The 18,505-nt window shown below is 34.1% G+C and carries 19 protein-coding genes and 1 tRNA gene (1 of these 20 cut by a window edge); 15 read left to right on the top strand and 5 right to left on the bottom strand.

Annotated elements, in window-relative coordinates:
- Nucleotides 1–98 precede the first annotated feature (98 nt).
- Both MSWAN_RS03940 and MSWAN_RS03945 read left to right on the top strand, forming a co-directional pair.
- Nucleotides 99–782: a class I SAM-dependent methyltransferase gene (locus tag MSWAN_RS03940; RefSeq protein WP_013825316.1), complete on the top strand. Its 684-nt coding sequence runs from the start codon at nucleotides 99–101 to the stop codon at nucleotides 780–782.
- Between the two features lie 136 nt (nucleotides 783–918).
- Nucleotides 919–2,634 carry an ABC-ATPase domain-containing protein gene (locus MSWAN_RS03945; protein ID WP_013825317.1) on the top strand — a complete coding sequence of 572 codons (1,716 nt, stop codon included), beginning with the start codon at nucleotides 919–921 and terminating at the stop codon, nucleotides 2,632–2,634.
- Nucleotides 2,635–2,731: 97 nt separating this feature from the next.
- On the opposite strand, the gene MSWAN_RS13185 is transcribed toward MSWAN_RS03945, so the two are convergent.
- Together MSWAN_RS13185 and MSWAN_RS12720 are read right to left on the bottom strand one after the other, a co-directional pair.
- Nucleotides 2,732–2,923 carry an MTH865 family protein gene (locus MSWAN_RS13185; RefSeq protein ID WP_394295800.1) on the bottom strand — a complete coding sequence of 64 codons (192 nt, stop codon included), beginning with the start codon at nucleotides 2,921–2,923 and terminating at the stop codon, nucleotides 2,732–2,734.
- A gap of 12 nt (nucleotides 2,924–2,935) precedes the next feature.
- Nucleotides 2,936–3,094 carry a hypothetical protein gene (locus MSWAN_RS12720; protein WP_013825318.1) on the bottom strand — a complete coding sequence of 53 codons (159 nt, stop codon included), beginning with the start codon at nucleotides 3,092–3,094 and terminating at the stop codon, nucleotides 2,936–2,938.
- Nucleotides 3,095–3,821: 727 nt separating this feature from the next.
- Here MSWAN_RS12720 and MSWAN_RS03950 point away from each other — a divergent pair.
- Entirely contained in the window at nucleotides 3,822–4,598 is a 777-nt protein-coding gene (locus MSWAN_RS03950) for a winged helix-turn-helix domain-containing protein (RefSeq protein ID WP_048188262.1), read from the top strand.
- Between the two features lie 109 nt (nucleotides 4,599–4,707).
- On the opposite strand, the gene MSWAN_RS03955 is transcribed toward MSWAN_RS03950, so the two are convergent.
- On the bottom strand, nucleotides 4,708–5,388 hold the full coding sequence (locus tag MSWAN_RS03955; protein WP_013825320.1) for a cyclase family protein: 681 nt from the start codon (nucleotides 5,386–5,388) through the stop codon (nucleotides 4,708–4,710).
- Between the two features lie 345 nt (nucleotides 5,389–5,733).
- Between MSWAN_RS03955 and MSWAN_RS03960 the strand changes: the two genes are divergently transcribed.
- The 5 genes from MSWAN_RS03960 to MSWAN_RS03980 all read left to right on the top strand — a co-directional run bounded on the left by MSWAN_RS03960 (nucleotide 5,734) and on the right by MSWAN_RS03980 (nucleotide 11,047).
- A tRNA-Glu gene (locus MSWAN_RS03960) sits at nucleotides 5,734–5,808 on the top strand.
- A 983-nt stretch (nucleotides 5,809–6,791) separates the two neighbouring features.
- Entirely contained in the window at nucleotides 6,792–7,013 is a 222-nt protein-coding gene (locus MSWAN_RS03965; RefSeq protein ID WP_013825321.1) for a sulfurtransferase TusA family protein, read from the top strand.
- Between the two features lie 30 nt (nucleotides 7,014–7,043).
- On the top strand, nucleotides 7,044–7,481 hold the full coding sequence (locus MSWAN_RS03970; RefSeq protein ID WP_013825322.1) for a DsrE/DsrF/DrsH-like family protein: 438 nt from the start codon (nucleotides 7,044–7,046) through the stop codon (nucleotides 7,479–7,481).
- A 112-nt stretch (nucleotides 7,482–7,593) separates the two neighbouring features.
- Nucleotides 7,594–8,760, top strand: a complete 1,167-nt coding sequence (locus MSWAN_RS03975) for a cysteine desulfurase family protein (protein ID WP_013825323.1) — start codon at nucleotides 7,594–7,596, stop codon at nucleotides 8,758–8,760.
- A gap of 1,273 nt (nucleotides 8,761–10,033) precedes the next feature.
- Nucleotides 10,034–11,047 carry an Ig-like domain-containing protein gene (locus tag MSWAN_RS03980; protein ID WP_013825325.1) on the top strand — a complete coding sequence of 338 codons (1,014 nt, stop codon included), beginning with the start codon at nucleotides 10,034–10,036 and terminating at the stop codon, nucleotides 11,045–11,047.
- Between the two features lie 346 nt (nucleotides 11,048–11,393).
- On the opposite strand, the gene MSWAN_RS03985 is transcribed toward MSWAN_RS03980, so the two are convergent.
- Nucleotides 11,394–11,933, bottom strand: a complete 540-nt coding sequence (locus tag MSWAN_RS03985) for a methyltransferase (RefSeq protein ID WP_013825326.1) — start codon at nucleotides 11,931–11,933, stop codon at nucleotides 11,394–11,396.
- Between the two features lie 431 nt (nucleotides 11,934–12,364).
- Here MSWAN_RS03985 and MSWAN_RS03990 point away from each other — a divergent pair, with 431 nt between their 5' ends.
- From MSWAN_RS03990 to MSWAN_RS04015, 7 genes are all read left to right on the top strand, one after another.
- Nucleotides 12,365–12,811, top strand: coding sequence for a universal stress protein (locus tag MSWAN_RS03990; protein WP_013825327.1), 447 nt, complete (start codon nucleotides 12,365–12,367; stop codon nucleotides 12,809–12,811).
- Nucleotides 12,812–13,074: 263 nt separating this feature from the next.
- A complete protein-coding gene (locus MSWAN_RS03995) occupies nucleotides 13,075–13,818 on the top strand; it encodes a TetR/AcrR family transcriptional regulator (protein ID WP_227716989.1) in 744 nt (247 codons plus the stop codon).
- A 272-nt stretch (nucleotides 13,819–14,090) separates the two neighbouring features.
- A complete protein-coding gene (locus MSWAN_RS04000; protein WP_013825329.1) occupies nucleotides 14,091–14,510 on the top strand; it encodes a hypothetical protein in 420 nt (139 codons plus the stop codon).
- A 288-nt stretch (nucleotides 14,511–14,798) separates the two neighbouring features.
- Nucleotides 14,799–16,223, top strand: a complete 1,425-nt coding sequence (locus MSWAN_RS04005) for a DHA2 family efflux MFS transporter permease subunit (RefSeq protein ID WP_013825330.1) — start codon at nucleotides 14,799–14,801, stop codon at nucleotides 16,221–16,223.
- Nucleotides 16,224–16,307: 84 nt separating this feature from the next.
- Nucleotides 16,308–16,745 carry a methyl-coenzyme M reductase operon protein D gene (gene mcrD, locus MSWAN_RS04010; RefSeq protein WP_013825331.1) on the top strand — a complete coding sequence of 146 codons (438 nt, stop codon included), beginning with the start codon at nucleotides 16,308–16,310 and terminating at the stop codon, nucleotides 16,743–16,745.
- Nucleotides 16,746–16,988: 243 nt separating this feature from the next.
- Nucleotides 16,989–17,144: a hypothetical protein gene (locus MSWAN_RS12595; RefSeq protein WP_193770646.1), complete on the top strand. Its 156-nt coding sequence runs from the start codon at nucleotides 16,989–16,991 to the stop codon at nucleotides 17,142–17,144.
- Between the two features lie 227 nt (nucleotides 17,145–17,371).
- Complete coding sequence (locus tag MSWAN_RS04015) at nucleotides 17,372–18,181, top strand: metallophosphoesterase (protein WP_013825332.1); 810 nt, start codon at nucleotides 17,372–17,374, stop codon at nucleotides 18,179–18,181.
- 177 nt (nucleotides 18,182–18,358) lie between these two features.
- On the opposite strand, the gene MSWAN_RS04020 is transcribed toward MSWAN_RS04015, so the two are convergent.
- Nucleotides 18,359–18,505 carry the 3' end of a tetratricopeptide repeat protein gene (locus tag MSWAN_RS04020; RefSeq protein ID WP_013825333.1) on the bottom strand. 345 nt of this gene lie beyond the right edge of the window, so only the last 147 of its 492 coding nucleotides appear in the window; its start codon lies off the right edge, out of view — the gene reads right to left on this strand; its stop codon occupies nucleotides 18,359–18,361.

Genomic DNA, 18,505 nt, shown 5'->3' on the forward strand with positions numbered 1-18,505 from the left:
GCTACTTGGATAAACAAGTACACTAAATTGATAAAACTTCACCCCCCCCAATTATCTTAATTCGATAATCATTTCCTTAACAAAGAACAATTTATATTATGGATCCCGAAGCACCATGGAAACAATTTAAGGGAAAAGAAACTCCTTCAACAGTCCAGTTAGATGATTCATTTTTTAAAATGGTTCCAAAAGGTTCTAAGGTTCTTGATTTTGCATGTGGGTGGGGGAGGATGGCTTTTAAGTTGCAGGAACATGGTTATGATGTTGTTGGTTTTGATATTAATTCAAATGCCGTAGAGAATGCTCGCAAACATTCAAAAAAATTCAATGAGTTATATAAAAACAGGGTAAGTTTTGATGTTGCAAATGCACGAGATCTGCCCTATCTTGAAGGTTCATTTGACGCATGTTTGATACAGGCTTTCATGACTGCACTGGTTGATGCAGAACACAGAAAAATGGTTTTAAATGAAGCTCGAAGGGTTTTAAAAAGGGGTGGACTTCTTTATCTGGCAGATTTCGGGCAAAGCTGGGACAATCCCATTTACAAAAAGAGGTACATTAATGATTTCCCTGAAACTGGGGAAATGGGAACTTTTATTGTAACAGAGGACGGCAGTCCAGAAAGCCCTGAAATTTTCAGAGCTCACCATTACACCAAAAAAGAGTTAATAGAACTTATCGAACCCAGATTTGAGATTGAAATGTTTAAAGAAACAGTTTTTACAACTTATCATGGAAATAAAACTAAGGGATTTATAATAATGGCCAGAAAAGGCTGATTAATTGAATATTTTATAATGAGAAGATTGTTTTTTTTTTATTGATTATTTTGAATAAATTTGTGAAGGATCATTTGAATACTAAACAAATATAGCTTAAAAATGAGATTAAGATAATATTAGGAGAAAATAAACTATGCAAAAGAAGGAAAAACTTCTCCAAACCATTAAAAGAATAGATGGACGGGGTTACAAGGCATATAATGATATTAAAGGAAGTTACGATTTTGGAGACTTCAAATTATACATTGACCATGTGCAGAGGGACCCATTCGCCAGCCCGTCACTTATCCTGGTGGAAGTTGAAGGTAACGATGCAGCGTTTCCAGCTGAATTTTTAAAAAGTTTCCATAGGATAGTGGCACTGGAAGATTATATATCCCGGGAATTTCATCATGCCATCGGCAAGTACGGTGAAGGAAGAAGTGGAAGCGGCCACAGCGGAGTTTTTCGCATTGACAGTGGTGCCCAGGAGATCCTGGAGAGAAGTTGCGTAAATATCAGCCCTCAAAAACTGGAAATCAGGTTTTCAATGGGATTACCTGCAAGGGGGCGAAGAGTTCTTGGTAAAGCAGCAGCCAGTATGTTCATGGAGATTCTCCCAAAAATTGTGGCTGATTCCTGTTTTTACAGAAGCTTAAATCCTGAGAAAGTTGCTAAAGAAGTGAAGACCTTTGAAGATGCCACTTATATAAGAAATCAACTGGCTGAATTGGGACTTGTTGCGTTTATAGCCAATGGATCAGTACTGCCCAGGGAAAGTGGAGTTTCAGACAGGCCAATGAAACATGCTGTTACATTCAAATCACCTGAATCTATGGAGGTAACCATTAAAACCCCAAATAAGGGTCCTGTTATGGGTATGGGTATTTTGGAGGGTGTAACGCTAATTGTGGGGGGAGGATATCATGGTAAATCCACCCTGCTTCATGCTGTGGAAAGAGGAGTTTACAACCATTTACCCGGTGACGGCAGAGAATTTGTGATAACACGTGATAGTGCAGTTAAAATAAGGGCAGAAGATGGCAGGAGAGTTGAAAAAGTAGATATTAACTCATTTATCCACAACCCTCCAATGGGCCCAGATACCCGCGAATTTTCCACGGAAAATGCTTCAGGCTCCACATCTCAGGCCGCCAATATCATTGAAGCCATGGAATCAGGGACAGAGCTTCTTCTTTTTGATGAGGACACTTCAGCAACCAACTTCATGATCAGAGATGAACGTATGCAGCGTTTGGTTGCCAAGGAAAAAGAACCCATAACTCCATTCATTGACAGGGTAAGGGAGCTTTATGAAGAACATGAAACATCCACCATAATTGTTATGGGAGGCTCAGGAGATTACTTTGAAGTTGCAGACACCATAATAATGATGGATAACTACAAGCCCCATAACGTCACTGAAAAAGCCAGAAAAGTGGCTGAAGACCTTCCAATAAACAGGATAAGGGAAGTTAATTCTGATTTTAAATTCGGCCACAGATCTCCTCAACCACAGAGCATAAAACCTTTCAAAGGAAGGAAGCTTAAACTGGACAGCCGTGGACTTTCAACAGCCCTTCTGGGCGGTGAAAACATTGATTTATCCCAGGTTGAGCAGCTCATTGATCCAAGCCAGACCCGCACCATAACCTACGCAATTTACTTTGCGTCCCAAAAACACATGGATGGAAAAAGATCCCTGATCGATGTACTTCAACTGGTTGAAAAAGACATTGAAAATAAAGGATTGGACGTATTAGCACTTAAAGGCCGAAAAAATCCTAATAATCTTGTTAAGCCTCGAATATTTGAGCTAGCTGCTGCCATAAACCGGCTGCGTAGTTTGGAGATGAAAAAAGTAGGATAATCAATAACTTTTTTATTTTAATCAATAATTTCTTTGGTTTATTTTTTTTAATTAATTATAAGAAAATAATAGAAAGGAGAGTTATAAACCCTCTCTTTCAATTGATGTCAATATCTTGGGGCGTTTTTAAATGGAAAATCACAGGGTTTAAGTAGTTTTCCTGTTTCACCAGTGGTTGTTCAACACTACGCTTGTGGGGTGTTTCTGCTCCTTGAGGAAATGCTGTTAATAACTCTTCTGGATTTTTGAGTGGAAATAGCCTTAAGTTACCTGCAATTTGTGTATTTATTCTTAACTCCTACTATTTCTCTTCCATTGCTTTTATATCTCTAGCTGCTTTTGCTATGGTGCATTTGTCGCTGTGTTCACTGCATTTAAAACATACATCTTCTTTTATTGCTTTTAAAGATTTTTCTATATCTTTTTCACTTACTTCTTTTCCGCTTACCCATTTTGGCATGTATATCACCAGAAATAACTATAGTAAATTACCATTATATACTTAATCGTCATCAAAATGTAGTAAATACATTTTAATAACGTCATTTTATACGTCTTTTTTAATAGATTTTAACAGGTTTAATAAGAAAAAATTCATAAAAAGTATATTCTTTAGTTATTAATGAAAATAAGAATTATCAATTGCAATATTTAAATTAAACAAAATAATAACGGGTTAAAACAGGATAAGGATAAACTAAGTTAAAACTTTAAAAAAATAGTAAAAAAAGGAGTAAAGTAAAAAGAAATAAAATTTTTAAAAAAGTGGAAAAACAAGATTAGTTAATCTTAATCTTCCACATCGATCATTTCTCCGTATTCTATCTCAAGTTGGCAGCCTTTAGGACCGCAGCAGAAATGCTGTAAATCGAATTGTACTAACACCTTTTCACCTCCACTCAGTTAAAAGGATATTTCCCTATAAATTGTACATTTTGTAAACTGTAGCTTTCTGAAACTCTGAATAATTTTGAACTAGGTTAAATTATTGTTATTCCTTTAGTGCCTCGTTAGTGGTCCTCAACGTATCATGAACTACACTGTAAAGTTTACATATAACCATTGTTATAATATCTATATATACTTGATCGTCATTAAAATATACTAAACTACACTTTTATACACAAAAGTAACCTTTTAAGTTGTGATAGAAACCTTTATTATAAGTTTTGATATAAATGTTTGTAATGAAACCTGAAAATAAAATTCACGATCAAGAAATTTTGGATATAAAAGAAAAGTTAGAGCTAATGCATAGTGACATAAAGCGAATGATGGAAAATTCCAATCAGGAATATCTAAATTTAATGATGGCCAACTTAAAGAAGGATTTTTTAAACTGTATAACAGGGTATGTCTCAGAGGATGTTGAATCATGCCTTGAAAGGGGTATGGTGGAAAAATGCTCAATGAGGGACACGTGTAAATCCAAATTCACAGATTTGCTGCAGTCAAACACAACTCTCATGACGCATGATGCTGTTCCTGAAGGAGATATAACTGAAGTTAAAGATACATTAAATAAAATGAGAGAGGGAGCTCCATTTGAAAAGTGTGAGGCATGTTTTTCTGAAGTTTACGACATCTTTGATAAACAGATGAAGTTCATGCGTTCACTTCACGTTCACAGCACAAACGATGAGAAGAAAAAGGATATTTCCAAGATTTCCGATGAAATTATGGTTAAGGAAGTTCTTGAACCATTATCCAATAAGCAGAGAATTCAAATTTTAAAATCGATGGCTTCGCAAACAAAGACTTTTTCTTCTCTTTCTGAAATAACAGGGCTCAAAGGTGGAAACCTGTTGTTCCACATCCAAAAACTTCTTGATACTAATATGATCCTCCAACGCCATGAACGGGGGGATTATATGATCACTGAGAAGGGATATAAACTTTTAATGTTACTTACAGAAGTAAATGAACTTTTAGGAGATATTAACCCCTTAACATTAACACAATAAAAAAATTATTTCATATAAAAATTCAGTAGGAAATTCATTCAATAAAGGAAATTCATTCAAATAATTGTTTCATAAATCCATAAAACCCTGCAATAAATATTATTCCATATTATTTCTTGATATTGGCCACCACAGTACACGGGGCGCTGTCTATTTCTTTTATCTGCCATGGTAAAACGATCACGTCATTTAGTTGATCTTCTCTGGAGATTATATCCAGATTCATATCTTCAATTAGAAGTAAAGGTTCGCCTAAATTTTTTTCTTCTTTAAATGCTGCTATATGGGATGTTTTTCCTAATTCTTCCTGTTGGTAGCCGGTAATGGAAACGCAGTCTATACCAAGACATTGAATACTTTTGAAGTTCTCCCTTATCCAGGGAATAACTTCTGGCGCTATTCCAGGATTATATGTTAGGTAAGTGTCAGGGTCATTTTTTCTGTATTTTCCGAAGCCTGTGCGGAAAAACAAACAGTCCACATCTTTCAGTTCAGCTTCAGACAAGTCTTCAATTTTTATAAGCTCTTCTTTGCCTTTAGGACAGTCCAGAATTAGGGGATTGTTGAATGTAAGCTCTTGAATGCTGTAATCAGATATTTTTCTGCCGGTTGGAATAAAGTGACGTGGAGCATCTATGTGGGTTCCGCAGTGATTTCCAACGGTGATAATGTATGTGTTGTACTCATCCCCCTTAGAAATCTGGTCGTTAGGGGTTATCGTTGGTTTGATTGTCCCTATATAAAAAGGGGTATTTTTATCAATAGTATAAGAAAGCAAAACGGATCTCATGTTATCACCATCTTTAATTCTATTTTTATTTATTTTTTAGTTATATGATCATTTTAATTAATCAGTTTAAAATAATTATTATACGGATATCAACTAGTCATGAATAAGAATAAGGATCAAAAAAACTTGATCCGTTGTGTAAAAAGTTAAATATTCTATTTAAATAAATTTTTAAATAACCTATTTTTTATCTATAAATGGGCCTAAAGTTAATACGCAACCTGCAGGGAATGTAAACATTTATATGGTTGAAATAAGTTACTGTATTAGTGTTCACATCTTTGTCAATTAGGATTGCATAAGTTGTAGAACGTCTGTGATTTTGATTGTATTGAAAATTATCTTGCTCCGGTAGTGTAGTCCGGCCAATCATTTTGGCCTCTCGAGCCAAAGACTCGGGTTCGAATCCCGGCCGGAGCATCTTTTTATATCTATTTTATCCTTTAATGTTTCTTGTTTTCCACATATTTGTTTAAAATATTATTATTTTTAACAACTTAAACTAATGACAATTTTTTTATTAGTAAATCAGTTTTATGTTGGATAGTCTTATGTTGTAACTCTTCAATCAGTTTTATTACTTTTATATGGTGGCAATGTCAAAGAGAAAGCTTTATATAGAAATATAACAATCGTTATATTGTGGAGTTATTATAACGATCGTTATATTAAGGTCGATGTTCCTTGAAAAATTGATATCTCTTTAGATATTGAGAAATCAGATTTGCAGAGAATATAGAATCATCCACAAAATATGCAGTCCATGCTTCGCCATGAGAAACCATTCTTAATTGGATTTTGGATTAAGTCCAATTTCCTTTTAAGAAAATATATTACATCTTCAGAGGTGTTAAAAAATGTGTAACTGTGAATAAAAAGTTTAAAGTCCAAATCGGAGGAAGTTTCAATCGAAGAATATAGGAATAAATCCTTGAGAGGTGCTCGAGATGTGTTGTAATTAAAAATTGAAATAGAAAGAAACTATGGACATTCTAGGTTTCATATCCGGGGCTTTAATCTCTAATTAATCAACCACAAATTTAAGCCCGGGAATGGAACTGAAAATAAACTTAAACTGAATATTTCCTAGAAAATTGAGTAATTCCATATGAAATTGAGTAATTTCCAAACAATTTAATTCAAAAAGCAGAATATCACTGCTTTTTAATCATTTTAATTTCTTAACTGGAGATATGTTTATCCTTGGCAATCTCTGTTGCACGATATCCTTTAGTTTCTAAATAATGAGTTATAAAGAAGCATAAGTGATTTTAGCATGATCACAAACCCAAGAATGTTTTTCTGCTCTTAAAAAGTTACCTAAAAACTTATCTTCGGTTAAGAACATATTAAACATAAATAATGATCTAAGTATTTAAGTTTCATATATCTGGTGGTGTTCGATGACTGAAATAAAAATTGAAGTTAAGGGTGAAACATGCCCTGTACCATTAATTGAAACCCGAAAAGCACTAAATAAAGCAGAAAAAGGGGATATAATAGAGATCATAGGAACTCACCCTGCTTCCAAGAAAGAAATACCCATGGCAGTTGAAGCGTTGGGCATGGAATTGGTAGATGTCAAAGAAGAAGATGGGGTGTGGCGGATTAAGATCCGCAAGTAAAGGATACGAACTTAAAATGGAGGATAAAAAATGGCTGATGAAACTAATAAACTTGATAAAGCCACCATTATAGTTCACAGTGGAGATATGGATAAAATATACAGTGCTCTTATCGTAGCTAACGGTGCACTTTCAATGGGAATGGAAGCATCGTTGTATTTCACTTTTTGGGGTTTGGAACGCCTTAAAAAAGGTGGGCTTGAGAAGGGGTCCTTATCCAAGATGCACATGCTGGGCATTGGCAAATCCATGATAAATAGTAGGATGAAAAAAGCAAATGTTGCATCCTTAGAAAAGCTCATACAAGATTTCAAAGAACTTGGAGGCAAGATCATAGCCTGCGAAATGACCATGGAAATTATGGGAGTCAAAAAAGAGGAACTCAGAGATGATCTCATAGATGAGTACGGTGCAGTGGGTACTTACATACACGAAGCTCGAGAATCAAAAATAACTTTGTTTATATAAATTGTGAGTTGTACGAGTTTTATTCATATAAAATTTAGCAGGCATGTTGTGGACTGAATTTAGATATAAATTTAGCAGGTGTTTAATAGGCTGAATTTAGAGGGGTGATAAGATGCAGGATAAAAAATATATTTATCTGGATAATGCTTCAGTGACGCGACTGGACGAAAGGGTTTTAGAAGAAATGAAACCATATTTCTTTGACACCTATGCAATACCCACTTCAGAAACAGGATACTCTATGGGTATTGAGGCAAGTGAAGCTCTTGATAAAAGCAGGGAGACAATTGCCAATGCATTGGGAGCTGAGAAAGAAGAATTAATTTTCACCTCAAGCAGCACAGAATCAAGCAACATGGCTTTAAAAGGAGTTGCAATGGCTTTGGGTGACAAAAAAGGTAAACATATAATTGTATCTAAAATTGAAGACTTCCCAGTTTTGAACAGTGCAAAAACTCTGGAAAACCAGGGTTTTAAAGTAACCTACCTTGACGTTGATGAAGACGGCCTGGTTGATGTGGAAAACCTCAAAGAATCCATCACCGATGAGACTATTCTGGTCTCAATACAGCATGCAAACCAGGAAATCGGTACAATACAAGATATTGAAGCCATTGGCCACGTTTGTCATGAAAAAAATGTAATTTTTCACACAGATGCTACCCATACATTCACCAGAGTCCCCATAGATGTTAAAAAATTGCCAGTTGATTTGATTTCAATTTCAGCCCACACAATCCACGGTCCCAGTAGCATAGGTGCTATTTACATCCGTAAAGGAACTCCAATTAAAAAATGGGTTGACGGAGGATTTCAGGAATTTAACAAACGTGCAGGGATTGAAAATATCCCTGGGGCGGTTGGGTTTGCCAAAGCAGTTGAACTGGTAACTCCTGAAGAAAACAAAAAGATTCAAGAGATGCGTGATCATGTTATCAGTAGAATCATGTCTGAAATACCTCAGACAACTTTAAATGGTCATCCAAAAAGAAGAATTCCTCAAAATGCAAATATCACCTTTGAATTTGTGGAGGGAGAGTCAATAACCTTGCATCTGGATATGAGAGGATTTGCAGTGAGCACAGGATCTGCATGTTTTCATCGTTCCCTTAAAGCCAGTCATGTTATTTTAGGGATAGGTGGGGATCCTGAAAGGGCTCACGGTTCAGTTCGACTTACAATGAGTCGTTACAACACAATGGAAGATATTGATGCTGTGGCAGATGCCCTTGTAGAGGTGGTTGGAAAGTTAAGGGCAATAAGTTCACTGGGCAAATAAAATTGAATTTTGCTCATTAAAGAGTTTACTGGCATTTTTAGACTTAAATAATTTTTAAGTTATTATTTTGAATTGATTTAAAGATTTTGAATAAGGAGACTAGATAATTCCTATATAAAATGCAATTAAGCCGATAATAAAACTAAAAATTGCCGTTAAATGTGTGGATTGTTTCTTTTCATTTCTTACTTTTGTTGAAGTATATATTAAGAGAATAGACAATATCCATAATATTGAAGCTCCTACAATGAAAAATAATTGCATATGTTCCTGCCTCCTGATTTAAACATTTATATTTTTATATTAAATTCTGTTAATTTATTTTAGTTACTTGTTCCCATTTGTTAAATTATGGTTTTAAGTATTTCTTTATCTTTTCAAGCAAATTTTATCTTTCAATCTTTCAAACGAACTTCAAAATTCAGCCATTCACATCTACTTAATTATTTGAAAGTCAGTATATAAAAAAAGCTGATTTTGTAATATATAATAGTGCAATAAGGTCTGAATTTGGTTTAATTCTGGAAAAACTATTTCTTTATTCAAAATCTACAATTAATTACTTGCAGTTAAACACAGATGTTAGTTTAAACTTGTAGAATAAATCGATTAAGAAATAATATTATAAGATGGGAAATTTCACTACTATTCACATAATGGAAGGATTAATAGTTTTTCTCTTCTTTCCCTGTTCATAATATTCTGATTTTCTTTTGTTTGTACTGTTTGTGTTTCTTGTAACTGTCTTATTAAAATTAGGTGAATACATTATTTTTCATAGAGCATCAATTTTAAATTTGGTATCGAAAGCTGCTATTTTTGGAAATAACGGTCTATTTTACCATAAACAAAAAAAAGCTCCAATATTATTTAAATCACATTTATACGATTAAAAATCATTTATATCCTCTTTTACTTACTTAAAATCCATATTCACGTATAAAGAAACTTTACTTGTTTTAGTTTAGTAATACGACCTTTATCATATCTACATAAAAACATTAAATAGGCTTTTTTTGATTAAATAAGGTTTAAGATAAGCTATTTTACTAAAAGATGGAATAGATAAGTTTTATACCAAAGTGGTGAATTTAAAAACTTCATAGAGGGCCTTAAATTCAAAACACGACTTTATGACGGTCTTTTTTTGAAAAAAAAATAAAAACATTTATATGCAAAGTTAATGTTACCATCTTATAGTGTCTAAGGTTCTATGGCTTTAATTCATAGGACAAAAAGACATGGAGGCGGTATAATTAAGTGGAAATTATTTATGGCAATGTTTCTCTTGTGTGGGGTGGCATTACTTAATTTAAGTGATGCAGCAGCCTCAAATGTAAATTCCACCAATTCTAGTGCTCCTCATGTGACAGCAGTAGATCCATCCAACAACGCAGTGAATGTTCAAGTGAACAAGGTGATCAACGTCACCTTCAATGAATCAATAAAAAAAGGCAGTAATTGGATAGAACTTCAAAACAGTAACGGAACACTGGTACCTATCAGTACTTCTATCAGCGGTAACGTGTTAACTATAACACCAAACAACAATTTAACTAACGGAATTAAATACACAGTACTTATACACACAGGCAGTGTAACGGATTTAGCTGGTAACAATGTAGCTGGTTATGTAACCCGTTTCACAACTGACGGTACTGCACCCACTGTAAAAAGTTCAGATCCATCCAACAAAGCTGTTGATGTTCTTCTAAACAAGGTGATTAAGGTCACCTTCAGCGAGGCAATAAAAACAGGCAGTAATTGGATAGAACTCCAAGACAGTAACGGAACAATCGTACCTATCAAAACTTCTATCAGCGGTAACGTGTTAACAGTAACACCACTCAGCAATCTAAGTGAAGAAACTAACTATGTTCTGCTCATACATACAGGCAGTGTAACGGATTTAGCTGGTAACAATGCAGGGGGTTATGTGACCCGGTTCAGAACTGACACTCCTTTTAATCAAGCAGCATTCAATCAGATTATGAGGACAGCTTCAAAATTTGGATATTGCAGTGGAATCAGTACAGCTTCAGGTATTGCAAAATGTTGTCGCGGTGACTGTTGGGCTATGAGTGCTTATTTGTTCCAGCGTTTATCTGCAGCAAATATTACCTGTAGGATAGAACAGTACTCTACATCCTCTTCATCGAGACACAGATCTGTCCAATATTTGTTGAATGGTTCATGGGTAAATGTTCCATATGCAACATGGGGATTTAATTGGAATTTCAGAAACACAGCCAACATTAAATATGGATGTACTATAGCTCAATCTTAAAGGAACGTACTATAGTTCAATCCAAAAATGTTTGGAGTAAATGAATAATATGAAAGCAAGTCAACAGTTAAAGCAAACTGTTGATTAAACCTTTTTTATTTTTTTGTTAGAATTTGATCTATTCAAGATGGTCTATTTTTGCACAGCTATTTCTTGCAGGGATAATCAATTTGTTTTAGATTGGTTATTATCATCTTATTATATTCCAAATTAACTTCGAAATATTTAATTTAACCATTACTTGAATATAATCTACTCATAATCATAACTGTTATACTTGGGCTTTGATTATGGTTCGGTTTCATATCTGGTTATGGTGCTGGTTTTAATGTCGATTGTTGCCCAGTTAGTGTCGATTGCTTTGCCCAATTATGTACAAATAAATCTGTGATTTTTCATCTACTTTAACTGGTTTCCATCCTCCCAATGTCCAGTAATACGAAACAATCCGAGTTCCGGGCTTAACCTCTTTTAATAATTTTTGTTTCAACCGTTGATTCGTTCCTCGCCATAAAAACAGGGTCACTACAGTTGCAGGACTCAGGTTCTGGTGGAAAAAATTGCCCCAAACAATTTTCACATGTTTTCGAAGACTGAATACTGATACTGCCATCATGGACCAGAGCACACGTAATGGGTCTATTTCTATTCCCACAGCTCTTGCATGGTACATTTTGGCTGCCGTTTGTACAATCCTGCCATCGCCAGACCCTAGATCATAGACAATATCTTCTGAACTGACATCAGCAATATCCAGCATCTTCTTCACGACTTCTTTAGAAGCAGGCTGCCAACCTGCGCCTACAATAAATGTCCATAGTACCCATGTTGCCGATAAAACAAGTACTATGAATATAATTAAGAAAATTGTGGATATGGCTAGCACATTTGAAGCTCCTTTTTTTTACTGTTTTAAATTATGCCAATTCATGAATATATTTTTGTTATTAAGAAGTTATCATGCTTTTAAATTAAAAATTATTTTTTATATTTTTTTTGTTAATATGTTCATTGTATTTCGTATTTTTAATATGGATCAAGTGTCATATTATAAAGTTAATAAAGAATTTAAAAAATTCAAAATAAGATTGTAATAAAAATTCAAGAATCTAAAAGACTCTCTAAAATATGTTTCATTTGATTGGTAGGTTGCATCTGGTTGGTAAAATCGATTCGGTGGGGTCATGTTTTTGGTGGAAAATTTGAATTCACCACCCAATCAACAGGTCTGACACCTATTTTTCCATATTCCGTTTCAGTATTTAGGGTTTAGAAATCCCTGAAAAACTTAAATAAACCAAAATGAGAGGTGAATAAATGTACAGGAAAATACTTTTACCCACCGATGGATCAGAAAATGCAAAACGGGCTGGAAAACATGCTATATGGATTGCAGATGTCAGTAAAGCAGATATTGTTGTTTTAAATGTGGTGGAACCATATTATCCGAGGATGCCGACTATGCCCAATTTCAGGGAAAACCTTTACAATGAATTAAGGGAAGAAGGCCGTAGAGCTGTTGAAAAATTTAAAAAAGATTTAGAAGATAATCAATGTAAAGGAGTATGTGAAAATATCAATCTAACCACTGAAATCAAGGAAGGAAAACCATATCTTGAGATACTTAGGACCATTGATGAAGAGGGTATTGATCTGGTGGTTATGGGAGCATCTGGAAGGCACGGTCTGGACAGATTCATGCTGGGAAGCGTTACAGAAAGAGTGGTAAGAGAATCTAAATCTCCTGTTTTGGTTGTACCATAAATTCTTCCAAGAATTTCTTTTAAAAAGAAGATTTAATAAAAAGAAGATTTAATTTAAGGTTTTTTAATTCCCCCAAAAGCTGAAGGATTACATCGAGTTTCAATTGACTGCATAAAATATATGAATAGATCGTATCTGGTTTAATGAGATTTAATTAACTGGAGATCTTTGTGAAGGCTCAAAATATATAATTTAAAATATACAAGAGATATAAAAAACTATTATTTGGAAAAGTTAAAGTAAAATAATAAATGTATGTTTTAGTGGCAGGTGAATTTATGTCAAGTGTGAGCCGGAGGGAAAGAGAAAGGGAACAGAGGCGAAATGATATCACTGTCGCAGCTGAGAAACTATTCTTTTCCAAGGGTTATGATGGTGTTTCCATGAATGATATTGCCAAAGAAGCAGAGCTTAGTAAAGCAACTCTTTATCTTTACTTTGATAATAAAGAAGCACTGTTTTTTTCCATTGTCCTGCGTGGAACCATAATTTTAAATGAAATTATTAAACAGGAAATTAGTAAATTTGAAAAGGGTATTGAAAAACTTGGTGCATTATTAGATGCATACTTTGAGTTTGCTCAAAATTATCCTGACTATCTTAAGATCTACAACTATTTCCAGTCCGGAAAATTTGATTTAAAAAATATATTAACAAATGACTATATGAAAAAAATTATTAGCCAATCAAATGGAGTTGTTAATATTCCCTTTGATTTTTCCAATTCAGATATTTCATATTCAAATGAGGTTATGAAACTACAAAATGAAATGTTTTTAACGGTCTATGAATCGGTAGAAATAGGAATGGCTGATGGAACAATATGTTCTGATGTTGATCCAACAGAAATTGCAGTTTTAGTAATCTTGATCACTGAGAATATTCTTAATATGCGCCCAGATCTTAAAAATGCACTTGAGAAACAAAGTATTCATCAAAAGAAATTTGTAGTTGATACAATTGATTTGTTGAATCAAATGCTGGGAAATATCAAAAAATCTCAATGATCAGAGAATAATCCGAATTTATCAAGATCTTGATATTTTAACCAAGTCAAGTTGATATAAGTGTATTGAACCAACTTTCTAATTTTTTCCTATTTTTTTTCATGTGGAATTTGGATTTGTTTTCAAAAGTTCCACATTCTAAAATGTTTGATTTTAAAGATAGTTGAAACAAAAACTATATAAAGAATTAAACATCAGTTATAAAATGACTGATGGTAATATTATTACTAAAGGTCATTAAAATTTCACAACTTGAATAAAGGAGGAATGAAATGCGATCTGTAGAAATAAATAGGGATATGGATGCCAAAAAGAAGCTAATAATGACTTTATATTGGATAAACCGAAAAACAGCAACGATTGAGGGATGTGCTCCATTTTTAATTCGAAGGATCAAAACAGAAGAAAACACTCTATTGGCAGAGGAAGGAAAATTTTTAAAATTTTCTGAGAATGTTTTAGGGGATGTGTTGACGAATATGGAGGACTTAAAATTGGTCGAGTTCGATATTAATTTTGGTAAAGAAGATATAAGAGCATCTATCTATGAAAACACCCTCTCTGTATCTTTATCAAGAACAAAGGAACTGGAGGATGAAATAATTGAAAAACTAAAACAAGAATCAGAAAGAAAATACCCTCATGTGTGTTCAAAATTTCACAAGCGTTTGGGAATCTATAATAAATATTAGTTTTTATATTGACTTTTGATGGATTTATCGATGCACTGGATTATATATACAGTGAATAAGTGTTAACTTCACCTTTTTACTTTACTAAATGTATATGAAAAATTATATATACTACAAACTAACGGTTATTAAATAACCATTGGTCATAATATAACCATGGGTTTAGTATGGTAAATATCTGGAAAGAAATGGTTTCTGGAAAGAATGGTTAAGAATATATATTTGTTCAAAACCAGGCATATTACTTTAAAAAGTGTTGAAATTTATTAATCAATCGAGAAGATTTAAATGGAAGGATTAAAACAGAAAAAACTAAATTTAGAGGATAATCTCTATAAAAATCGGCGCATAATTCTATTTATAGTTTTTATAGGCATATTCATGTCGAGTTTGGATGCTTACATGGTAAGCATAGCTCTCCCTAACATCACAACATCACTCAACGTTAACATCACTCAATCCCAATGGGTGATAACCGGATACCTCCTTGTAATGACCGGCTTATTCATACCCCTTGGAAAGGCCTCGGAATACACTGGAAAGACAAAAATGTTCATTGCAGGATTTTCCCTTTTTACCGTAAGCTCCCTTGCATGTGGAATTGCGACGAATCTTGACCAACTGACAATATTCCGTCTTATCCAAGCTGCAGGGGCTTCAATGGTGCTTGGAGTTGGGGGTGCGATTATATTTCTGGTAGCATTGCCTGAAGAACGGGGAAGGGTAATGGGATACTTGGGGGCAGTTACATCTATAGCTGCACTTTTAGGTCCAGTAATTGGGGGTTTGATTACAGAATTATTGGGATGGCATTATATGTTCTTAATAAATGTTCCAATTGGTATTCTGCTCTTTATATTTGCTTTAAAATACCTTAAAATTCCTGAAGTAACTTCTGAAAGATTTGAAATGGACTGGATAGGAGCTTTAAGTTTAATAGTTTTTGTAACCTCCTTTTTGATGTTCTGCAGCGAACTTCAAAGTGGAATTAAGATAACTTCTCAATTAGCGATCTATGGTGTTCTGGGTTTACTTTCACTTTTGGCATTCATATTAAAGGAATCAAAATATGAAAAACCATTGTTGGATCTATCCATATTCAAAAATAAACTGTTCACACTTGCAATCCTGAGCATGATGCTATTCAACATGGCCATAGCTGTTGCAAATTTCCTTGGACCATTCTACTTCCAGGGAGTTATGGGTTACAACCCCTCACAAGTAGGTCTATTGTTTTTGATGGTACCGTTAATTATGGTGGTTGCATCTCCACTTGGAGGATGGATCTATGATAAACACCACCAAAAATACGCAGCTGCATCTGGAGTGATTTTAGCAGCATTTGCATTCTTTTTAATGGCTTATGCATTCTCAAAAATGAACATAATTCTTATTATGCTGTCATTTGCTTTGTGGGGTGTTGGAAGAGGATTGTACAATGGACCTAACGGTACCGAGACAATGAGTGCTCTTCCCCCTCAAAGGACTGCAACCGCATCAACTGTAATGTTCACAACAGGAAGCCTTGCAATGGCCATTGGAATTTCACTTGCAACTGTGGCTTTAACCCTGCAACTGAGTATGGCCGGTTACAATGGAGCTGTACTTGCAGCAGGACATGCACTGCTTTCAAGCTCAATCAGTGCCATTATACTGGTTGCAGGTTTTGTGTGTGTGGTATCATCCATTGTGGCGGTATTAAGAAACATTTGAATTGTTACAATTTGGAATAAATATTATTATTCAAATTTAATTAAATTATTAAAAACATGAATAATGAAATAAGAGGTGTGTTAAATGGACATTGAAATTTTTCCCCACAGATATTTGAGTGCGGACACAACTGAGAAGTTATTGAGGGATCTTGAGGAAATTGAAGGTGTAAAAAGAATGGTTTTACAGGGACAGAGACTTCCTCCCGCAGAAAGTGGACATCCAGATCGTAGAATCATAACAATCAAAGGTGAAGAAATTGATTTGCAAGTTAAAACAGGCAGGGTTTTAATGGAAATTGAAAGTGAAGAGATTATAAGTAGCATAAAACATGTATGTAAGGATAATTTGCCATTTGGTTTCAATATCCATGTTGGAACTTTCATAAGGAAACAAAAAACGGTTACAGATAAGTTGAAGTACGGAGAAAATCTAGATGAACTGCCAGAGAACATGATTGGTTTAACTGACCAGAATGCACTGCTCAAAGAACGAGCAACCATAATTAAGAGAAAAAATTAATTTGAGTTGGTTACGTTCATTGGAATTAGTAAGGTCTGTTTGATAAATCAAAGAGGATTAGTTAACAATTAAGAAATATTGCTTTAATTAATCCTAAATCATTTTTTTATTTAATTTAGTAACTTTTAATGTCGGTTTAAGTTATAGTTTTGTTTAAAGTTATAAAATAAGAATAAAAACCTTTTAAACAATCAGTAAATACTAAAACAGATATCATGGCTGTTCTTTTATTAATATGTTGGATTGGTAACATACATTTGCTGTGGCATTTTTTGCCGGGAATCTAAAAGTAAATGGGATGTTGCTGACAGCTGTGTTTCATACTATGAAGATGCAGGGGCTGAGTGTTTTGAAGTTAAAAATTTACAACAGCTATCTGATCTTATAAGTGAAATTTAACATGTTAAATTGTTTTTTTGTTTTATAAATAATACCATTTAAAACCAACCACACCATTTAATAATAGTGTAATCAATAAGTCTAATTTTAAAATATTTTAAAAAATTTAAGAAGTAATAAACGTTTTAAAGTAATGAATATGAATTTAAGACATTATACAATCCTTCAAGTGCTTAAAATTTAAGCATACCCAAAAATGGGTGTTCAAGTTAAATACAGGTTTAAACATGTTTAAAAAGATAGTCATTATCATAGCATTCTTATTTGCAATTGCGCTTGCCTACAGTTATTTTATTGAACCATACATGATTGAAACCAAGGAAATTACGATTCAGTCGGATCAGATTCCTGCGGAGTTCAACGGTAAAACAATAGTATTTATAACTGACATTCACTGCAGCCAGTTTTTCAGTGCCGAAAGAGTTGGAAGTCTTGTAAATCAGGTGAATGCATTGAATCCTGACATGGTTCTGCTTGGAGGGGACTATGTGACCGATGATACGGCATACATTCAACCATGTTTCTCTCAGCTTTCTAAACTCAAGGCCCCCCTTGGAGTTTACGGCGTTCTTGGAAACAACGACCCGTACAATGCAACTATAGCTGCAATGGAAAATGCAGGGATCACTTACATAGGTAACAAAGGGCTTTGGATTGAAGAGAACGGTCAAAGAATTCGTTTAGGTGGTGTTGGAGATCTTGACACGGATATTCCGTACCAGGGACCTACCATAGGTGCTGTAAATTCAAGTGATTTTGTTATAATGGTTTCACACAAACCTGACTATTTCCCACTTCTAAATAAAAAGCTGGTGGATCTCATGTTTGCAGGCCACACTCACGGAGGACAGGTCACATTTTTCGGACTTTGGGCACCATTTACAGGTTCAAAGTATGGGCAGAAGTATCTCACAGGGGTAAAAGAATCAGGTAACAGTACAATGATAGTAAGTAACGGAATAGGAACTGTAAAGGTGCCTTTAAGGTTTTTTGCAAGGCCTCAGATCATTGTGGTGAAGTTAGAAAGAACGAGTTAGTGGCTGAATTAGGAGATATTACGAATTGGATTGTTAAATCAAGAGATGAATCAAGGGATATTCAAATTGTGGATATTTCAATTGTGATTAGATAGTTTACTTCTAATTAACCTAATTCCACATTAATTATTCCTTGACACTCCGTTCTTTGATACATTTCCGTTCTTTGATATACTCCTATTTTTTCCCAATTTTTTCTTCTAATTCTTTCTTATTCTCCAGTATAACCTTTTCAAGGGGATTAATTTCTAAAGCCTTATCATAATAGTCAAGGGCTTCACGATATCTTCCAAGTTTATTGAGAATCATGCCTTTATTATTTAA

This window comes from Methanobacterium paludis, assembly GCF_000214725.1.
Classification (GTDB): domain Archaea; phylum Methanobacteriota; class Methanobacteria; order Methanobacteriales; family Methanobacteriaceae; genus Methanobacterium_C; species Methanobacterium_C paludis.